Origin of the sequence: Pseudomonas sp. TMP9, assembly GCF_037943105.1 — a bacterium.
Taxonomy (GTDB): Bacteria; Pseudomonadota; Gammaproteobacteria; order Pseudomonadales; family Pseudomonadaceae; genus Aquipseudomonas.
Genome location: NZ_CP149803.1, coordinates 1,722,239 through 1,741,967 on the forward strand (window position 1 = coordinate 1,722,239; position 19,729 = coordinate 1,741,967).

15 protein-coding genes are annotated in these 19,729 nt (G+C 59.2%); 4 read left to right on the plus strand and 11 right to left on the minus strand.

Going from position 1 to position 19,729, the window contains the following annotated elements; translation table 11 throughout:
• Positions 1 to 29: 29 nt before the first annotated feature.
• The 7 genes from WF513_RS08160 to WF513_RS08190 all read right to left on the minus strand — a co-directional run bounded on the left by WF513_RS08160 (position 30) and on the right by WF513_RS08190 (position 8,314).
• Positions 30 to 932, minus strand: coding sequence for a hydroxymethylglutaryl-CoA lyase (locus tag WF513_RS08160; RefSeq protein WP_339083131.1), 903 nt, complete (start codon positions 930 to 932; stop codon positions 30 to 32).
• A 112-nt stretch (positions 933 to 1,044) separates the two neighbouring features.
• Positions 1,045 to 2,943, minus strand: coding sequence for an acetyl/propionyl/methylcrotonyl-CoA carboxylase subunit alpha (locus WF513_RS08165; protein ID WP_339083486.1), 1,899 nt, complete (start codon positions 2,941 to 2,943; stop codon positions 1,045 to 1,047).
• Positions 2,944 to 3,002: 59 nt separating this feature from the next.
• Complete coding sequence (locus WF513_RS08170) at positions 3,003 to 3,803, minus strand: gamma-carboxygeranoyl-CoA hydratase (protein ID WP_339083133.1); 801 nt, start codon at positions 3,801 to 3,803, stop codon at positions 3,003 to 3,005.
• Positions 3,804 to 3,888: 85 nt separating this feature from the next.
• Positions 3,889 to 5,496, minus strand: a complete 1,608-nt coding sequence (locus tag WF513_RS08175) for a carboxyl transferase domain-containing protein (protein WP_339083135.1) — start codon at positions 5,494 to 5,496, stop codon at positions 3,889 to 3,891.
• Positions 5,497 to 5,604: 108 nt separating this feature from the next.
• On the minus strand, positions 5,605 to 6,768 hold the full coding sequence (locus tag WF513_RS08180) for an isovaleryl-CoA dehydrogenase (protein ID WP_339083137.1): 1,164 nt from the start codon (positions 6,766 to 6,768) through the stop codon (positions 5,605 to 5,607).
• A gap of 29 nt (positions 6,769 to 6,797) precedes the next feature.
• Positions 6,798 to 7,199, minus strand: a complete 402-nt coding sequence (locus WF513_RS08185; protein WP_339083139.1) for a MerR family DNA-binding transcriptional regulator — start codon at positions 7,197 to 7,199, stop codon at positions 6,798 to 6,800.
• 182 nt (positions 7,200 to 7,381) lie between these two features.
• Complete coding sequence (locus tag WF513_RS08190; protein WP_339083141.1) at positions 7,382 to 8,314, minus strand: LysR family transcriptional regulator; 933 nt, start codon at positions 8,312 to 8,314, stop codon at positions 7,382 to 7,384.
• A 164-nt stretch (positions 8,315 to 8,478) separates the two neighbouring features.
• Here WF513_RS08190 and WF513_RS08195 point away from each other — a divergent pair, with 164 nt between their 5' ends.
• Positions 8,479 to 9,708, plus strand: a complete 1,230-nt coding sequence (locus tag WF513_RS08195) for an acyl-CoA dehydrogenase (protein ID WP_339083143.1) — start codon at positions 8,479 to 8,481, stop codon at positions 9,706 to 9,708.
• 59 nt (positions 9,709 to 9,767) lie between these two features.
• Here the strand turns inward: WF513_RS08195 and WF513_RS08200 are convergent, their stop codons facing one another.
• From WF513_RS08200 to xthA, 4 genes are all read right to left on the minus strand, one after another.
• Entirely contained in the window at positions 9,768 to 9,971 is a 204-nt protein-coding gene (locus WF513_RS08200; protein WP_339083145.1) for a hypothetical protein, read from the minus strand.
• The gene (locus WF513_RS08205) at positions 9,968 to 10,960 is read right to left on the minus strand and encodes a TerC/Alx family metal homeostasis membrane protein (RefSeq protein WP_339083147.1); all 993 of its coding nucleotides are present in this window, start codon (positions 10,958 to 10,960) and stop codon (positions 9,968 to 9,970) included. The genes WF513_RS08200 and WF513_RS08205 overlap by 4 nt, the downstream gene beginning before the upstream one ends.
• A 123-nt stretch (positions 10,961 to 11,083) precedes the next feature.
• Positions 11,084 to 12,466 (minus strand): phosphate ABC transporter substrate-binding/OmpA family protein, encoded by a 1,383-nt coding sequence (locus WF513_RS08210; RefSeq protein WP_339083149.1) that lies wholly within the window; start codon positions 12,464 to 12,466, stop codon positions 11,084 to 11,086.
• 104 nt (positions 12,467 to 12,570) lie between these two features.
• Positions 12,571 to 13,386 carry an exodeoxyribonuclease III gene (xthA, locus tag WF513_RS08215; protein ID WP_339083151.1) on the minus strand — a complete coding sequence of 272 codons (816 nt, stop codon included), beginning with the start codon at positions 13,384 to 13,386 and terminating at the stop codon, positions 12,571 to 12,573.
• 141 nt (positions 13,387 to 13,527) lie between these two features.
• On the opposite strand from xthA, the gene WF513_RS08220 reads away from it, so the two are divergent.
• From WF513_RS08220 to WF513_RS08230, 3 genes are all read left to right on the plus strand, one after another.
• A complete protein-coding gene (locus WF513_RS08220) occupies positions 13,528 to 14,169 on the plus strand; it encodes a GNAT family N-acetyltransferase (protein ID WP_339083153.1) in 642 nt (213 codons plus the stop codon).
• A gap of 95 nt (positions 14,170 to 14,264) precedes the next feature.
• Entirely contained in the window at positions 14,265 to 15,992 is a 1,728-nt protein-coding gene (locus WF513_RS08225; RefSeq protein ID WP_339083155.1) for an autotransporter assembly complex family protein, read from the plus strand.
• Positions 15,989 to 19,654, plus strand: coding sequence for a translocation/assembly module TamB domain-containing protein (locus WF513_RS08230; protein ID WP_339083157.1), 3,666 nt, complete (start codon positions 15,989 to 15,991; stop codon positions 19,652 to 19,654). The genes WF513_RS08225 and WF513_RS08230 overlap by 4 nt, the downstream gene beginning before the upstream one ends.
• The last annotated feature ends 75 nt before the right edge of the window (positions 19,655 to 19,729 follow it).

The window sequence follows — 19,729 nt, forward strand, 5'->3', positions numbered from 1 at the left end:
GTCTTATCCGGGCTACGTAGTTCAGCTAACTAGGCGTGGGCCTGTCTGGCCCTCGCTACCCGCGAACCGTTGGGTTTGTCCAGCACGGTGCAGATACGCTGGCCGGTAGCGATCAACTTAGCCATATCAATGCCCGTGTCGATGCCTAGGCCGTTAAGCAGGTACAACACATCTTCAGTGGCCACGTTGCCAGTGGCGCCTTTGGCGTAGGGGCAGCCACCCAGGCCGGCGACTGAGCTGTCGAATACGCTGATGCCTTCCAGGAGGCTGGCGTAAATGTTGGTTAAAGCTTGGCCATAGGTGTCATGAAAGTGCCCGGCGAGTTTATCGCGAGGGATATCGCGGCCTACCACCTCGATCAATCTGCGCGTATCCCCCGCGGTGCCGGCGCCAATAGTGTCGCCCAGCGACACTTCATAGCAGCCCATGGCAAACAGCTCGCGGGCAACGCTGGCGACCTGCTCGGGCGGCACACTGCCGTCATAGGGGCAGCCCAGTACGCAGGAAACATAGCCGCGCACGCGCACACCCTGCTGTTTGGCGGCGTCCATCAGCGGTGCGAAACGTTCGAGGCTCTCGGCAATTGAGCAGTTGATATTCTTGTGTGAGAAGGTCTCAGAGGCGGCGGCAAACACGGCGACTTCCTTCACGCCGGCTTCCAGCGCGGCCTCAAAACCACGCAGGTTGGGGGCGAGGGCGGCGTAGGTAACACCCGGCTGCTGCTGGATGTGCGCAAAGACCTCGGCGCTGCCGGCCATTTGCGGCACCCACTTGGGCGAAACGAAGCTGCCGACCTCGATATAGCTCAGACCTGAGGCGGACAGGTCATCGACCAAGCGCACCTTATCGATAACGCTGATCGGCTGTTGTTCGTTCTGTAAACCGTCGCGAGGGCCGACTTCGACCAAGCGCACGTGTTTGGGTAGGTTCATGCACTTTCTCCGTATGGTTGATAAAGAGGCGCAGCTGGCGTTTTCCCGTCCGCCATGACCATTCGCTGCAAATGCCCTGGTGGACATTAAACGCGATGTCCACCCTACGTTGTTATGCGCTGGCTTCGTCCAGTTCCACCAGCACCGCGCCCTCGCTAACCATCTCACCTTCGCTGCAATACAACGCTTTGACCGTGCCGGCATGGGCGGCGCGGATGCTGTGTTCCATCTTCATCGCTTCCAGCACCACCAAGGCGGTACCGGCTTCGACCTGCTGACCGGCTTCGACCAGTACCCGCACGATGCTGCCGTTCATGGGGGCGGTCAGGCCGCCGTGCTGGCTGTGGCTGGCGTCGACTTCGGCGATGGGGTCGAAACGCTGAACGCTGCGTAATTCGCCGGCGTAGTGCAGATACAACGTGCCGCCGCGACGGATCGCCTGATACTGCTGGCGTAAACCATCACAGGTTACCGACAGCGTTTCGCCGTGCAATTGCACCGTTGAGGCGGCCGCGTGGCGCAGGCGCACCACCTGGTGTTCGCCCTGGCAGCTTAAGTGCAGGTCGGTTTCTGCCGGCAGGCCCAGGCGCAGGCCGTTGTTACAGGCCCAAGGCGAGTGGGTGTCGTCATGGCGTTGCTGGGGCGCTTCGCTCTGCACGAAGGCTTCGGCGGCCAACTGCCAAAACTCAGCAGGCAATTCGCTAACCGTTGGTAGTAGCTGGGCTTCGTGACGCGGAATAAACCCGGTATCCAGCTCTGCTGCGGCAAAGGCCGGGTGAGCCAGCACGCGGGTAAGGAACGCCAAGTTGGTGCGCACGCCGCCCACACAGGTTTCTTTGAGCATGGCCAGCAGGCGCAGACGCGCCTCTTCGCGGTTTTCGCCCCAGGCGATCAGCTTGCCGAGCATGGGGTCGTAGAAGGGCGAGACTTCATCGCCTTCGCTAACGCCGCTGTCTACCCGGCGGCCTTCGCCGGCTGCTGCTTCGCGGTACAGCTTGAGCGAGCCGGTAGCCGGGAGAAAGTCGTTGTCCGGATCTTCTGCGTACAGGCGCACTTCGATGGCGTGGCCGTGCAGCGGCACCTGCTCTTGGGTCATCGGCAGCGCTTCGCCATGGGCCACGCGAATTTGCCACGCGACGAGGTCGAGTCCGGTGATCAGCTCGGTCACTGGGTGCTCGACTTGCAAACGGGTGTTCATCTCCATAAAGAAGAAGTCGCCGCGCTCATCCAGCAGGAACTCCACCGTGCCAGCCCCGATATAGCCGATGGCTTGCGCGGCTTTTACCGCGGCTTCGCCCATGGCGCGGCGCAGTTCAGGCGTCAGGCCTGGTGCGGGGGCTTCTTCGACCACTTTCTGGTGACGGCGCTGAATCGAGCAATCGCGCTCGTTCAGGTACAGGCAGTGGCCGTGGCTGTCGGCAAAAACCTGAATCTCCACATGACGCGGTTTAAGTACGTATTTTTCCACCAGCATGCGCGAGTCGCCGAACGATGACTGCGCTTCACGCTGGGCGGAGGCCAGGGCTTCGGCCAGTTCGCTCTCGCGCTCGACCACCTTCATGCCCTTGCCGCCGCCACCTGCCGTGGCTTTGAGCAGTACCGGATAGCCGATTTGCTTGGCCGCGTCGCAGAAGGTTTGCGCATCTTGCGCCTCGCCGTGATAACCCGGCACCAGCGGTACGCCGGCGGTGTCCATCAAGGCTTTGGCAGCGGATTTACTGCCCATGGCGTCAATGGCGGCGGCGGGAGGGCCGAGAAATATCAGCCCGGCCGCTTCGATGGCGCGGGCAAAACCGGCGTTCTCCGAAAGAAAACCATAGCCAGGATGGATCGCCTGGGCACCGCTGGCCTTGGCGGCAGCGATGATTTTGTCGATCAGCAGGTAACTTTCCGCGGGCTTAGCACCGCCCAGATCAATCGCCATATCAGCCTCGCGCACATGGCGGGCGCACTGGTCGATAGCACTGTGCACGGCGACGGTTTTGATGCCCATGGCTTTAGCGGTGCGCATTACCCGACAGGCAATTTCGCCACGGTTGGCCACCAGCAAGGTGTCGATATGCTTAAGGCTCACGGGGATGGCTCCTGCCAAGCGGGTTGGCGTTTATCCAGAAATGCGCGCAAGCCCTCTTGGCCCTCAGGGCTGACACGGATGCGGGCGATGGCGTTTTCGGTGTAACGGCGCAGCGCCGGGGTCAGCACGCCGCTGCCGACTTCACGCAGCAAGTCTTTGCTGGCTTGCATGGCCTGCGGGCTGTTGAGCAGCAGGGTGTGGATCCAGTGTTCGACCTGAGCGTCCAACTCAGCAAGCGGATAGCATTCGGCGAACAAACCCAGCGCCTGGGCCCGCTCACCGCTGAAACGCTCGGCCGTCAGCGCATAACGGCGCGCCGCGCGCTCGCCAATGGCCTGCACAACAAAGGGGCTGATCACCGCCGGGGCCAGACCGATGCGCACTTCAGACAGGCACAGCTGTGCATCAACCGCGCCGATGGCCATGTCGCAGCAGCTAATCAGGCCCAGCGCACCACCAAACGCGGCGCCCTGAACCACCGCCAGTGATGGGATCTTCAGCTGATAGAGGTTGTGCATCAGCTCGGCCAGCTCGCGCGAGTCGGCCAGGTTGGCGCTGTAATCGAGTGTGGCGGCGTGTTGCATCCAGGCTAAATCCGCGCCAGCAGAAAAATGCTTGCCACGGCCGCGCAGCAGCAGAAAGCGCAGGGCTTTGTCAGCCATGACCGCATCGAGGGCGAGGATCAGCTCGCGGATCATCTCGGCATTAAAGGCGTTGTTTTTATCGGCGCGATTGAGCCAAAGCGTGGCGAAACCGCGCGGGTCTGTTTCGAGCTGGATGGTGGTGAAGTCAGTCATCACTCGGTCCTTTGGTAGGGTGGAAGACGTTTTTCTCTTCCACCGTGGATCATCCAGTTGGTGGATGGGTGAAGCGTCATCCACCCTACATACGGAATACGCCGAACTGAGTCGGCTCAATTGGCGCGTTGAGGCTGGCGGACAGCGCCAGGCCCAGCACATCACGGGTTTGCGCCGGGTCGATCACCCCGTCGTCCCACAACCGGGCGCTGGAATAGTAGGGGTGGCCCTGGCGCTCGTATTGCTCAAGGATCGGCTGCTTAAGCGCCGCTTCATCCTCGGCTGAGAAGCTCTGTCCGGCGCGGGCGGCTTGCTCATGCTTGACCTGCACCAGCACGCCAGCGGCTTGTTCAGCGCCCATTACGCCAATGCGCGCATTCGGCCACATCCACAGAAAACGCGGCTCAAAAGCACGGCCGCACATGCCGTAATTGCCTGCACCGAAGCTGCCACCAATGATCACGGTGAATTTCGGCACCTTGGCGCAGGCCACGGCGTTAACCAGCTTGGCGCCATGCTTGGCGATGCCGCCGGCTTCGTATTTTTGTCCGACCATAAAACCGGTGATGTTCTGCAAAAACAGCAGCGGGATGCCGCGCTGGCAGGCGAGTTCGATAAAATGCGCACCTTTTTGCGCCGATTCAGCGAATAAAATCCCGTTATTGGCGAGGATCGCCACAGGATAGCCATGGATATGCGCAAAGCCGCAGACCAAAGTGGCGCCAAACAGCGCTTTGAATTCATCGAATACGCTGCCATCGATGGTGCGGGCGATCACCTCACGCACGTCGAATGGCTGCTTGGCGTCCGCGGGGATCACTCCGTACAGCTCCTCGCTGCTGTACAGCGGATTGATCGGCGCGCGGTTATTCAGTACACCAAGCTTGCGCCAGTTCAAATTGCTGATGCAACGCCGCGCCAGAGCCAGTGCGTGCTCGTCACTCTCAGCGTAATGGTCAGCTACACCACTGACTTTGCAGTGCACATCGGCGCCGCCCAGCTCTTCGGCGCTGACCACTTCCCCCGTGGCCGCTTTTACCAATGGCGGACCCGCGAGGAAGATGGTGGCTTGGTTGCGCACCATAATCGCTTCATCGGCCATGGCCGGCACATACGCGCCGCCTGCGGTACAAGAGCCCATGACCACAGCGATTTGTGGGATGCCCATGGCGCTCATATTGGCTTGGTTGAAGAAGATCCGGCCAAAGTGTTCGCGATCCGGGAATACTTCATCCTGACGGGGCAGGTTGGCACCACCCGAATCCACCAAATAAATGCACGGCAAGCGGTTTTGCTGGGCGATGGTTTGCGCCCGCAGGTGTTTTTTCACCGTCAGCGGGTAGTAACTGCCGCCTTTTACCGTGGCGTCGTTGGCGACAATCATGCATTCCACACCTTCGATCCGGCCGATACCGGCCACCACACCCGCCGCCGGTACATCTTCACCGTAGACCTCGTAGGCAGCCAACTGGCCGATTTCGAGGAAGGGTGAGCCGGCATCCAGCAGGCGGTTGATTCGTTCACGCGGCAGCAACTTGCCACGGGAAGTATGCCGCTCCTGCGCCTTGACGCCGCCGCCTTCGTGAACGCGGGCGAGTAGGGCGCGCAGGTCGTTTACCTGGGCAAGCATCGCCGCACTATTGGCGGCGAACTCCGGCGAACGGGTGTTGATCTGGGTGTGCAGGATGGCCATCTGGCTCGCTCCGAAGAAGCCCGGATCAAATCCGGGAGCTGTGTGCCGCACTGATCGCCCCCGGATTGCGCCAAGGCTTATCCGGGCTACGGTTTTAGCGGCTCTGGCTTATTTGGTTTCGTTGAACAGCTCACGGCCGATCAGCATGCGGCGGATTTCGCTGGTGCCGGCGCCGATCTCGTAGAGCTTGGCGTCGCGCAGCAAGCGGCCGGTGGGGTAGTCGTTGGTATAGCCATTGCCGCCGAGAATCTGGATCGCATCTAGGGCCATTTGTGTGGCGCGTTCGGCGGTGTACAGAATCACCCCCGCAGCGTCTTTGCGCGTGGTTTCGCCACGGTCGCAGGCCTGGGCGACTGCATAGAGGTAAGCGCGGCTGGCGTTGAGCTGGGTGTACATATCGGCGACTTTGCCTTGGATCAGCTGAAACTCGCCGATGCTCTGGCCAAACTGCTTGCGCTCGTGGATGTACGGCACGATCACATCCATACACGCCTGCATGATCCCGGTTGGGCCACCGGAGAGCACCACACGCTCGTAATCGAGGCCGCTCATCAGCACGCGCACGCCGCCGTTGAGCTGGCCGAGGATGTTTTCTTCCGGCACTTCGACGTTGTCGAAAAATAGCTCGCAGGTGTTGGAGCCGCGCATGCCGAGCTTGTCGAACTTATTGCCACGGCTAAAACCCTTCCAGTCGCGCTCGACAATAAAGGCGCTAATGCCATGTGCGCCTTTGTCCAGATCGGTTTTGGCGTAGATCACGTAGGTGTTAGCGTCCGGCCCGTTAGTGATCCAAGTCTTGCTGCCGTTAAGCACGTAACGGTCGCCGTGTTTGTCGGCGCGCAGCTTCATCGACACCACATCGGAGCCGGCATTTGGCTCGCTCATAGCCAGTGCGCCAATGTGCTCACCGCTGACCAGCTTGGGCAGGTACTTGGCTTTTTGCTCGGTCGTGCCGTTGCGTTTGATCTGATTGACACACAGGTTTGAATGCGCGCCGTAGGAGAGGGCCACCGACGCTGAGCCACGGCTGACTTCTTCCATGGCAATCACGTGGGCCAAGTAGCCAAGCCCAGAGCCGCCGTATTCTTCATCGACGGTGATACCGAGCAGGCCCATGTCACCCAACTTCTTCCACATATCGGCAGGGAACTGGTTTTCGCTGTCGATGGCGGCGGCGCGCGGTGCCAGTTCCGCAGCGACAAAGGCTTGTGTCTGTTCGCGCAGCATGTCGAGGGTGTCGCCAAGGGCGAAGTTCAGGGACGGATAGCTCATGGTTCCACCTGTGATATTTATTCTTAGGTTTAGGAGGTAATCAATTGTTTTTTATCGGTTTCAGCCAGCGCAGCAACGCAGCGTTCCTGCGCGGTGTCCAGCTCTAACTGCATCTGTTGGATGTCTAGAAGCTGTTGTTCAAGCTGCACGCGTCGTTCGGCGATCTTGCTCATAAAGGTATGCAACTGCTTACGATTGCCGTGTACCGGGTCGTACAGCTCAATCAGTTCTTTGCACTCAGCCAAGGAAAAACCAATGCGTTTGCCGCGCAGGATCAGTTTTAAGGTGACCTTGTCTTTGGCCGTATAAATACGCTCTTGCCCTCGCCGTTCAGGGCTGAGCATCTGTTGTTCTTCGTAAAAACGAATGGCGCGGGTGGTGATATCCAGTTCGCGGGCCAGATCGGAAATGGAGTAGGTGGAGATGACCATAAATAGGCTCGTGATTGACCTTTACGTTAACGTAAAGGTGCGACAAGCGCCTGTCAAGTCAACAGCGGTGCGCACAAGGAGCAGATAGAGTCGTCAGTGTGAACGCCTGCACGGTAGCGTCGGCAGGCGATTATGAGAGCCAGAGAGGGGTTAATTGAATTAACTATCAATAACTTAACAGGTCAAGTTAATGCTTTTACTGCTTTAGCTTCCTGAGCCAAGGCTTGCTGGGCTATCTCAATGATTTGCTCACGCATCCACCGGTTAGCGGGGTCTTGGTCGGTGCTTTCGTGCCAATAGATGTGGGTTTCTAATGGCGTCATGTCTTTAATAGGCAGATCGACAAAGTGCAGATCATTGCGCCGGGCGAAGCGTTCTGGGACGGTCATCACCATGTCGGTGTTTTGCAGTACCGTGGTGGCCATCAGGTAATGCTGCGAGCGCAGGGCGATTTTACGCTGCATGCCCATGCGGCCCAGCGCTAAGTCGACGTGACCGAGGCCGCTGCGGCGACTGGAAATATGGATGTGGGTCATGCCCATATAGTCCTCGAGGCTGATTTTTTCCTTAGCCATCGGGTGACCGCGGCGCATGGCGCAGACGTATCGGTCCTCCATCAAGCGCACATGGCGCACCTGCGGGTCGGTGTTGAGCGGTGCATCGACGGCAAAGTCCAAGCGGCCAGCAGCCAGTTCTTTGGTGGTTTCGCGGCGTCGGGCCAGCATGCTTTCGATATTCACATTGGGCGCCATTCGGCGCAGACGCTGGAACAGCGGCGGCAAGATGATCGCCTCGGTGAGGTCAGTCATGCTGATGCGGAAGGTTTTATTGGCCTGCAGCGGGTTGAAAATGCGGCTTTCTTGCACCGAGATACGCAGTTGCTGCAGGGCATTGCGCACCGGGCCGATGATGTTCTGCGCCATCGGAGTCGGCACCATGCCTTGAGCAGTGCGGACAAACAGCGGGTCATTAAAGGTTTCGCGCAGGCGCGCCAGCGCATTTGAGACTGCCGGTTGGGTAATGCCGACAATCTGCCCGGCGCGGGTTAGATTCGCTTCGGTGTAAATAGCATCGAAAACGACAAAGAGGTTGAGGTCGACCTTGTTCAGATTCATTACACGCTCACTCGGCAGGTTGTCGGAATCACTGGATCATATATCGGTGATGAATGTTTATACACGGTGAGAATAGATTAGATAAATCCTAAGCCCTGCTCTAGCATCATTTCACGTCATCGAGTTCCCTAAAATCAGCGTCAGAAGTCAGAAGGTAGCCCCCCATGGATTTCGCCTACTCCCCCAAGGTTCAGCAACTGCGTGAACGCGTCAGCGCGTTTATGGAGAGCCATGTCTATCCCGCCGAAGCCGTGTTTGAACAACAGGTCAACCAAGGCGATCGCTGGCAGCCCACTGCAATCATGGAAGAGCTGAAAACCAAAGCGAAGGCTGAAGGTCTGTGGAACCTGTTTTTGCCGGAGTCGAAATTGGGCGCCGGTCTGACTAACAGCGAATACGCGCCGCTGGCGGAAATTATGGGCAGCTCCCTGATCGGTGCCGAGCCCTTCAACTGCGCCGCGCCCGACACCGGTAACATGGAAGTGTTGGTGCGCTACGCCAACGAAGCGCAGAAGGAAAAGTGGCTCAAGCCGTTATTGGACGGCACGATCCGTTCTGCCTTCGCCATGACCGAGCCGGGTGTTGCGTCGAGCGATGCCACCAATATGCAAGCCAGCGCCGTGCGCGACGGTGACGAATGGGTCATCAATGGCACTAAATGGTGGACATCGGGTGCTTGCGATCCACGCTGCAAGATTATGATTTTTATGGGCCTGACCAACCCAGACGGTCCCCGCCATGCCCAGCATTCGATGATTCTGGTGCCGATGGACACCCCAGGGGTGAAAGTGGTGCGCCCGTTGCCGGTATTTGGTTATGACGACGCCCCCCATGGTCACGCCGAAGTGCTGTTTGAGAACGTGCGCGTGCCCTACGATAGCGTGTTGCTGGGCGAGGGCCGTGGTTTTGAAATTGCTCAGGGTCGCCTTGGCCCAGGCCGGATTCACCATTGCATGCGCTCCATCGGTATGGCCGAGCGCGCGCTGAAGCTAATGTGTGAGCGTGCTATCAGCCGCACAGCATTCGGCAAGCCGTTAGCGCGTCTGGGCGGCAACATCGACCTGATCGCCGACTCGCGGATGGAGATCAACATGGCGCGCCTGTTGACCCTTAACGCGGCGTACATGATGGACACCGTCGGCAATAAGATTGCTGCCAGTGAAATTGCCCAGATCAAAGTGGTCGCACCTAACGTGGCGCTTAAAGTGATCGACCGGGCGATCCAAATTCACGGCGGCGCAGGCGTCTCCAACGACTTCCCGTTGGCTTACTGGTACGCCATGCAGCGCACGCTGCGCCTGGCTGATGGTCCGGACGAAGTGCACCGCGCCGCTATTGGTAAGTTCGAGATTGGCAAGTACGTGTCCAAAGACATGATGAAAGCCAGCCGTTAAGGCGTTTCAGAATGGCAAAACACAAGGCCCGCAAATTGCGGGCCTTGTGCGTATTGGGCTCAGTGCGCGTTATCAGGCGGGGCTGCTCGGTCCTGTGGGTGGCTGCTGTGTTGTAACCAGAGCAGGCGCATGTGCAGTTGCGCGGCAAACGCGCGCGCGGTTTTTTCATCATTAAAGGTTAGGCAGCGGCGGCCCATGCGCACTTGCCAGTGCAGTTGATCGCGCTGCAGCAGCGCTTCAATGGTGATGGCGGGAGTATTCAAGCGATTCGATTCTCTGCCTCAGGTGCGCGGGTTTTACGCAGTGATAACAATACGCCACCGACGAGCAGACCGACTGTTACGCCCAGTGAAAGCAAGGCTGGCACGTCGACCAGATCATGCAGCAAGATTTTGCCACCGATAAACATCAGCACCCATGCCAAGGCGTATTTCAGGTAGATAAAACGGTGCATCAGGGCTGCCAAGGCAAAGTACAGCGCGCGTAGACCGAGAACGGCCAAGATGTTCGAGGTGTAAACGATAAAAGGGTCTTGGGAGATGGCCAGAACCGCCGGCACGCTGTCCATGGCGAACACCAGATCAGCAAGCTCAATCAGCATCAACGCAAGCAGCAGCGGGGTGGCATACAGCAGGCTCTTGCCAAGTGTTTGATCATCCTGCCGGATCAAGAAGCGCCCATGGTCGGTATTATTTGTGATTCTTACATGGCGCTTAAAAAACAACAGCACGCGGTTTTCGCTTAAGTCCGGGTGTTGTTGTGCCTGCGTGGTCAGCATACGCGCGCCGCTAATGAGCAAAAATACACCGAATACATATAGCACCCAGGCAACGTTATTCACCAGCGCCGCACCCAGCCCGATCATCAAGGCGCGCAGCACAATCACCCCCACGATGCCCCAGAACAATACGCGGTGCTGATAGCGCCTGGGGATGGCGAAAAAGTTGAGGATCGCGGCCATCACAAACACGTTATCCATCGACAGTGACTGTTCAATCAAAAAGCCGGTGTAAAACTCCAGTGCTTTAGTCGCCCCGAGTTGCCACCAAATCCAGCCGCCAAAGGCGACCCCCACGCTGAAGTAGCCGCTGTATAGCAGGAGGCTTTCACGCATCTCGATTTCATGTTTATCGCGGTGCAGCACACCAAGGTCGAGCACCAACAACCCGATAACGATCAGCAAAAATGTCAGCCAAAACCAGGCGGGGGTGCCGAACAGCGGAGCAGTGAGAAGGGTTATTAGCGTATCCATTGCATCACCTCAAATGCCTGTCCAAGTTAACAAGCAACTCAGTAACTGCGGCATCAGCAGGTAGGCTCACAGACAGCAGGACCTGGCGTCAAGCACGCTCAGGTTGAATTGGTAGCTTGTGTATCAGTAGATCCAAACCTCCACGCGGCGATTCTTGATCCGACCGTCTTGGGTGCTGTTGATGGCAACAGGTAGCTCATCGCCAAGGCCGATGATGCCGCGGAAGGTCACGCCACCTTGATTCAACTCACGACGCACAGCCATGGCGCGCAGCTTGGATAACAATTCTGCGCGGGCCGGGTCGGGCTTAGCATCCCCGAAGCCGACTAGCACCACATCACCCTTGAGCTTATTTTGCTCGCGTAAGTAGCTCATTAGCCGGTTGAGGTCGTGCCGGGCTTTGTTATCAAGGCTGGCGCTGCCTTCCTGAAAGCGGAAGTTTACCGACAAGCGTTGCGCGTTTTGCGCCAGAGCTTGGTAGTCAGCCGGCATCGTCGCCTGGGGTGGAATTTTCACCGCCTTAACGGTCTGCGCGATAAATCCACTCTGCTCAACAATCGCCTGGCCGCGCGGGCTGTGGGCGAACTGCAGCAGCGCGCGAGCCCATGGGTTGCTCGACTGCGGCGGGTTGTACAGAAATAAGCGCCGTGACAGCGGGTAGTCCTCGGTGGCAATCAGGGTCAGGCTTGGCAGCATGGGTTGCGAATCGCCGGCCGCGATGGCCACAGCCTTGGCTTGGCGAATATAGGGCAAGCCGATAAAACCGATGCCATTGCGGTCCTGACTTACAGCATCAGAGAGCTTATCGCTGGACTCAAAGCGCTTGGCAGTGGTGGCCAAGGTTTTACCGTTGGCACTGAGTACCAGCTCTTTGAAGGTGTCGTAGGTGCCAGATTGATCATCACGGGCATACAGGTTGATGACGCCAGGGCGCGCGCCCAGCTGCTCCCAGTCGGTGAACTCACCGGCAAACACCTGCGCCACTTGTGCAGTATTGAGGGCGGAGATGGGGTTATCTGGGTGCAGGATGATGGCCAAGCCATCAAGCGCGATAATTTGCTCGGCCGCAGGGCTTCTCATGTCACCCAGCGCTTGCAGGCTGTTGGTCTCGCTGTCCTTAATCGGCCGAGATGAGGCGGCCAGTTCAGCGCTGCCATCGACCAATGAAGTGAACCCAGTGCCTGAGCCGTGGGCGAATACATCAATGCTTACGCGGCGGCCATCAGCGGTCTTACCGATAACCCGTTGCTCGTTTTCGACTGCCCCGGCCTCAGTACGAATGGCCGTTAGGCCTTGTTCTTCGAACAGCCCTTCAACCAACGCTGGGCCTAACTTAGCGCCAATGGTGTTGGAGCCTTGGATGCGCAGTACGCTGCTGTTATCGGTTGCGGCGGGCAGGGCCGCGAAAACCGACCAGGGCAGGGCGTAGCAGATGGAGGCGAGCAGCAAAAAGCTGATGGTGCGGGCCCAAGTATCACGATCTGAAGCAGAGTGGCTGCGTGGCATGCGGCAAACACCTTATGGGGGTGAGTGAAAGTGCCACGACGATAAGACAAATAGGTGACTGCAATATGACAGCCACTTACCCGAATGATGCCTCTATTACAGGCTTATTCGCCGAGTTGTAGCCAGATTGGCGCATGGTCTGATGGTTTTTCCATGCCGCGCAGATCGTAGTCGACACCGGCATCTTCGATCCGTGCCTGCAGTGCTTGGGAGGCGAGAATCACATCGATGCGTAGGCCACGCTTAGGCTCGTCTTCGAAACCGCGACTGCGGTAGTCAAACCAGCTGAAACGGTCACTCACCTGAGGGTTGAGATGGCGGAAGCTGTCGACCAGCCCCCAGTTCTTCAGCGTGGCCAGCCATTCACGCTCTTCCGGCAGGAAGCTGCACTTACCGCTTTTTAACCAGCGCAGTCGGTTCGGTTCACCGATACCGATGTCGATATCTTCCGGCGAGATATTGATATCGCCCATCACCACCAACGCTTGCTCGGGGCTGAACTGATCCAGCAGCAGGTTTTGCAAGTCGGCGTAAAAGCGTTGCTTGGCCGGGAACTTGGTCGGATGGTCGCGGCTTTCACCTTGCGGGAAATAGCCATTCATCACGGTAATGGGGTTGCCTTGGGCGTCAGCAAATGTGCCGTAAATAAAGCGCCGCTGAGCGTCATCAGCATCACCGCTAAAGCCCTTGTGCAGGCTTAAGGGGGCTTCGCGTGAGAGCAGGGCGACGCCGTAATGACCTTTCTGGCCATGATAGTGCACGTGGTATCCCAGCTCGCGGATGTGCTCTGCGGGGAACTGCTCATCCGCCACCTTGGTTTCTTGCAGGCCAATGACATCCGGCTGATGCTTGTCGATGAGTGCTGCCAGTTGATGCGGGCGCGCACGCAATCCATTGATATTGAAGGAGACGATCTTCATGGGCGGCAGTTCTCAATAAGACGCTGGAAAGCGCCGATGCTAGCCCATTGCAGGCGCAAGCGGCCAGTCTGTGGCGGTCAGTGGGGCGCGGTGTTACCGTAGCCACAGGCCCATAAATCAAGAACGACAGAGGTCAAACATATGCCCAATACTCTCGCCGAAGTTCGCATGCTCGACAGCGGTTACGATCGCGAAGCGCGCTCGCTGCTGTATCACGCCTACCGCCACGACCCCACGTTCGCCTACCTGTTTGAAGCTGAGCGGCCCGGCTATGACCAACGTGTGCGCGCCACTGTGCGTGAGTTGGTGCAGCAACATTTTGCCGAGGACCTGCCCGCCATTGGCTTGTTGATTGATGACCGTCTGATCGGCATGGCGCTGATCGCGCCGCCGCAGCGCCGCATGGACATCACCGAGAGCTGGAGCTGGCGCATGCGCATGCTGTTGACTACGGGGTTCGGTTGCACCAAGCGCTATCTGGAATACCACGATGCGGTAATCGCCTGCCTGCCGCCTGGGCAGTATCACGTGTTGCCATTACTCGGTGTGCACCCGGAGTATCAGGGGCAGCGTTTGGGTGAGCAGTTGCTGGAAGCCCTGCATAACTGGTGCGCAGAAGATGCCCACTCCCAAGGCGTGGTGCTCGACACGGGTAATGCGCATTACTTGGACTTCTACAAACGCCAGGGTTATGAGGAGGTCGGCACAGTGGCCATCGGCCCTATAATCGAGCACGTGTTCTTCCATGCCAGCCCGCAAATAGCGGTCAAAGCCAGCGCTTAAGCCTCAAGACTCGATAGGCCAAGCCCTATCGAGTCGCAACTAATTCCCTGCGCGGAGGCTCTAAACCGGCCCAGCGTCCGTGCTAGCATCGCCCCATGCCTGTGTTACCCAACCTTGTTACCGGTCTGCTTGTCTTACTGCTGAGTGCTGCGGCCTTGGCCGAGGCAGAGCTGCGCGTACGTATTGAGCCGGCTAATAGCGCACTCAAACGCAATATCGAAGGTTATATCGGCAGCCTAGGCGAGCGCGATGCTGAAGCCCTTCAGCGTTTTCGCCGGGTGGCCGAGAACCAGGCCGAGAAAGCCAGCCAGGCGCTGGGCTACTACCAAGCGCAGATCACAGCAGAGGTCAGTGAGGGCGCAACGCCGCGTCTGACCCTGCGCATCCAGCCTGGTGAGCCGGTGCGCTTGCGTGATGTGGTGGTGCGTATTGAAGGTCCGGCGGCGCAACTGCGTGATTTTCGCCTCCCGAATGATCCACAGCTGCGTAGGGGCGTCCAGCTCAATCACGGTCGTTACGACGCTGCTAAGCGAGACATCCAGAACCAGGCTTCACGTTATGGCTTTTTCGCAGGGCGTTTTAGCCAGCAGCGTCTGACGATCGACCCGGATAATGGGGTCGCAGACATCGAGCTGATTTATCTCAGCGGTCCACGCTATCAACTGGGGGCTGTGCATTTTCTGGGGGACTCACCCTTTGATGAACAGCTGCTGCAGCGCATGGTGCCGTTCCCAGCCGATACACCTTATGACTCGGTGCTGATCGCTGAGCTGTATCAGGCGCTGCGTTCCAGTGGCTATTTTGAGTCGGTGCAGGTGGACGCCAACCCCAGCAGCGCAGCGGCCGAGCAGATCCCGGTGCAAGTCCAATTACAGGCGCGTAAGCCACGCAGCATGGGCTTGGGCTTGGGGTTTTCCACTGATGTTGGGCCCCGTGGGCGAGCGAACTGGACGCGGCATTGGGCCAATCCACAGGGTCACAGTTATGGCGCGGAAGTCGAGCTGTCGGCCCCCCGGCAAAATGTCGGCCTGTGGTACGACGTCCCGCTTGATCCGCCGCTGACCGATAAACTCAGGGTCGCCGGCGGTTACCAGGCCGAGGAGTTGGCCGATACCGACAGCAAAAGCCGTTTACTGACCTTCGGGCCGGAATGGCACCGCCAATTGGACAATGGCTGGCAGCGAGTCGTGTCGCTGAAGTGGCGACACGAACAATACGACCTGGGCGATGACGCCGGCACCAGCACGCTGCTGATGCCGGGAATCAGCTATTCCTATCTGGGCAGTGATAATCAGATCGACCCCAACCATGGCTACCGTCTGCAGTTCGATCTGGCCGGGGCGGCTAATGGGCTGTTGTCGGATGCCAATGTGCTGCACGGCAATATTCAGCTCAAAGGCCTGACCACCGTGTTTAAACGCCATCGATTGCTGGGCCGGGTACAGCTAGGCGGCACCGAGTCCGATGGCTTTGCCCAAGTACCGCCGTCGCTGCGCTTCTTTGCGGGCGGCGACCAAAGCGTGCGCGGATATGACTACCAGAGTCTGTCACCAGAAAATGACGAGGGGGACAAGGTCGGTGGTCGTTACCTGTTCAGCACCAGCCTGGAATACCAATACAGCCTGACCGAGCGCTGGCGGTTGGCGAGTTTTGTTGATCAAGGCAATACCTTCGACTCCCTGCAAATCCCGTCGCTGAAAAGCGCCGTGGGCGTTGGCATACGCTGGGTCTCGCCACTGGGCCCGCTGCGCCTCGATTTGGCGCACCCGCTGGATGATCAAGGCGGTGTCCGCGTGCATTTCTCCATGGGGCCGGAGCTGTGAAGCGCTGGCTGCGCCACTCGCTATTCGCCGGGCTGGCTCTGTTGCTGGTACTTGTGCTGGGCCTAAGCGTGTTGCTGGGTACGCAAAGCGGCAGCCGCTGGTTGTTGGCGCAGCTACCGGGGTTGCAGGTAGAGGGTTTCACTGGGCGCCTGGGTGGCAGTTGGCGCGCGCAGCAACTGCGCTGGCAGCAGGGTGATAGCCGCGTTGAGGTGCTAGCCCCTCGTTTGCAGTGGTCGCCTGTCTGCCTACTGCGCCTGACCCTGTGTATCGAGCAGTTGCACAGTGGGCTAATCAGTGTGTCATTGCCGGCACGCGAGCAGCCCAACAAGCAACCGTTTAGCCTGCCGGATTTCAGCCTGCCGCTGGCGCTGCAATTAGGTGATGTGCAGATCGACAGCCTGCAGCTGAATGGCGTTGAACAACTGCGTGGCCTGCAACTGGCTGCTCGTTGGACGGCCCAAGGCATTCAGCTCGATAGCCTCAGCCTGAGTGCTGCTGACCTGGATTTGCAGTTGGCTGGCCACCTGCAAACCAGTGGCAACTGGCCGCTGCAGCTCAGTGGCCAGCTGCAATTGCCGGCGCAGCAGCAAGCGTGGCCCGTGACAGTGCACCTTGAGGGCGACTTGCGCGAGCGGGTGAACGTCACAGCCAGCAGCAGCGGTTACCTGCAGGGTAACCTAAGCGGCTGGCTGCAGCCCTTGGCTGAGCACATGCCCGCACAGGTGCGCGTGCAGGTTGCTACGTTCAAAGCCCGCGCGGAGTGGCCTGAAAGCCTCAATCTTGAACAGGTTGAGCTGAATGCCGAGGGCGATCTGCAGGCCGGTTATCACGTTATCGGCACGGCCAGCCTGCCGGCAAGCGAGGGGCCGGTAGCCTTGGCGCTGGCTGGGCTACTTAAGGCTGATAGCGCAGTAATCAGCAACCTGAGCCTGACCGCTAGCCCCGAGCAGCAGGTGCAGCTCAGTGGCGCGCTGAACTGGCAACAAGGCTTGAGCCTAGAAAGCCGGGTCAACTGGCAGGCTTTTCCTTGGCAGCGCCTCTATCCACTGGCAGAGCCTCTGCCTGTGGCCCTGCATGCGCTCACGGGTGAGTTGGCGTATTCAGAGGGCAATTACCTTGGGTATTTTGCCGCCGAACTGGACGGCCCAGCTGGGGCTTTTAGCCTGCAAAGCCCGCTGAGCGGCGACCTGCAAAAACTGTATTTACCCGAGTTACGTGTGCAAGCCGGCCAAGGTCGTGCTGAAGGCCAGGTCAGCCTGGGCTTTGCCGAGCCGCTGAGCTGGGATGTGCGCCTGCAACTGAGTCAGCTTGACCCTTCTTACTGGTTGGCCGAGCTGCCCGGCGAATTGGCCGGGCCATTGAACAGTTCCGGCAGCTTCAGCAACCAACAGCTGAGCCTCAATGCCGACATTGATCTTAGCGGCCGCTTGCGCGGCCAACCCGCTAAGTTACTGGCGCAATTTACCGGTGGCCTGGAGCAGGGCGAGCTGAGTGCGCTGGATATCCGCCTCGGCGATAACCGCATCAGCGGCAAGGCCGCCTTGCGCCAAGGGTTGAGCGGCCGGTTGCTGCTGGCGATGCCACGCTTGGGTCAGCTCTGGCCGGGCCTGCAAGGCCAGCTCAACGGCCATCTTGACCTGGCTGGCAAGCTGCACGCGCCCCAGGGCCAGTTGCACATGCAAGGGCAGCGCTTGGCGTATAAAACCCAGCGCTTACAACAGCTCACGCTCGACGCCAGCCTCAACAACGCTCAACGCGGGCGCGTAAAGCTCGATGCACAAGGTATTCAGCTCGGTGACACCGAGCTGGGTCGGCTGACCGCCACCCTGAGCGGTGATCAAAAACAACAGCGCGGAGAACTGCAACTGCAAGGTCCCTTGCTCAATAGCCAGCTGGTCGTGGCCGGGACATTGGACAAGGGCAACTGGCGCGGCAGTCTCAGCCGTGGCGAGGTGCAAAGTGGCGGTCAAGACTGGCAACTGCAACAGCCGGCATCGTTGCTGCACTTGGTCAGCGGGCAGCTCAGCGTGGGCGCACATTGCTGGCGTTCAGGCTCAGCCAGCCTATGTGGCACGGAGCAGCGTCTATTGCCGCACCTCAAGCTGAACTACCAGCTGAGTAACTTACCCATGGACAGCCTGGCGCAGTGGTGGCCCAAGGACTTCCAATGGCAGGGCCAACTCAACGGCAAACTGCAGGTAGACCTGCCGCCCAGCGGCCCCAGTGGCAGCCTTGAATTGGATGCCGGCAGCGGCGTATGGCGTATTCGCGATCAACAACAGTGGTTGGATTTTGCTTATGACAGCCTGCGCTTGAGCACGCAGATACGCCCACAGCGCATCGATGCTGCGCTGCAATTGCGTGGCCCGGCCATTGGCGAGTTAGCCGTGCAGGCTCAGCTTGATCCGCGCCCGGCCAGCAAACCGTTGTCCGGCAGCTTTCGCTTAAATGGTCTGGACTTAGCGCTGGTCCGGCCATTTGTGCCGATGGTGGAGCGCATCGCTGGGCAATTGAATGGCGCGGGTAGCCTTTCTGGTGGGCTGTTGGCGCCGCAGATTAACGGCACATTAGGGGTAATAAACGCTGAAATAGCCGGTGGCGAGCTGCCGATGAACATCGAGCAGCTACAACTGCAGGCGCAGGTTATGGGTGAGCGGCTGGTGCTGGAAGGCGATTGGCGCAGCGGCGAACAGGGCCAAGGCAGTTTGAATGGCGAGTTGAACTGGGCCGATGGCCTGCAGGCCGACGTGCAGCTGCGTGGCAGCCGTTTGCCCGTCACGGTTGAGCCCTATGCCGCACTGGAGGTTGAGCCTGATTTACGCCTGCGCCTGCGTGATCAGCAGTTGTCAGTAGCCGGTAAGCTGCTGATCCCCAGTGGAGCAATTACCGTTCGCGAGCTGCCAGCGTCGACGGTGCAAATTTCCAGCGATGCACGGGTGGTGGGCCTCGAAAGTGCGCAGCAGCCGGCCACGGCGATTGCCATGGACATTGATGTCGAGGTGGGCCAGGAGCGCCTGACCTTCAGCGGTTTTGGTTTAAATGCCGAGCTACAAGGCCGCGTGCATATCGGCAATGACCTCGACACGCGAGGCGAGTTGAACCTCAACAAAGGGCGCTTTCGTGCCTATGGCCAGCGCTTGACCCTACGGCGTGCGCGCCTGCTGTTCGCCGGGCCTATCGACCAGCCGTTTGTGGATATCGAAGCGGTGCGTCAGGTCAATGATGTTACCGCTGGCCTGCGCCTAAACGGCAATGCGGCGCAACCCACCAGCACGGTATTTTCCGAACCGGCCATGAGCCAAGAGCAGGCGCTGTCCTACTTGGTGATGGGGCGGCCGTTGGGGCAGGGCGGTGGTGATAACAGCGTGTTTGCTCAAGCCGCTCTGGCTTTGGGCATGGCGGGCAGTGCGCCGCTGATTAGCAACTTAGCTCAGGGCTTGGGCATCGGTGACTTTCAACTGGACACCCAAGGCAGCGGTGTCACCACCCGCGTGGTGGCCAGCGGCAACCTGTCCGAGCGCCTGAGCCTGCGTTACGGCGTGGGTGTGTTCGAGCCGGCTAACACCATTGCCTTGCGCTATGAGCTGAGCCGCAAGCTCTACCTTGAGGCTGCCAGCGGCTTGGCCAGTTCCCTGGATCTGTTCTATCGGCGTGACTTTTAAGCCGGTTTTATGCGGCTAAAAGCTGGATTATTCAAGTTAAATCGCGGTTAAATTGCGCGATACGCTTAAAATAGC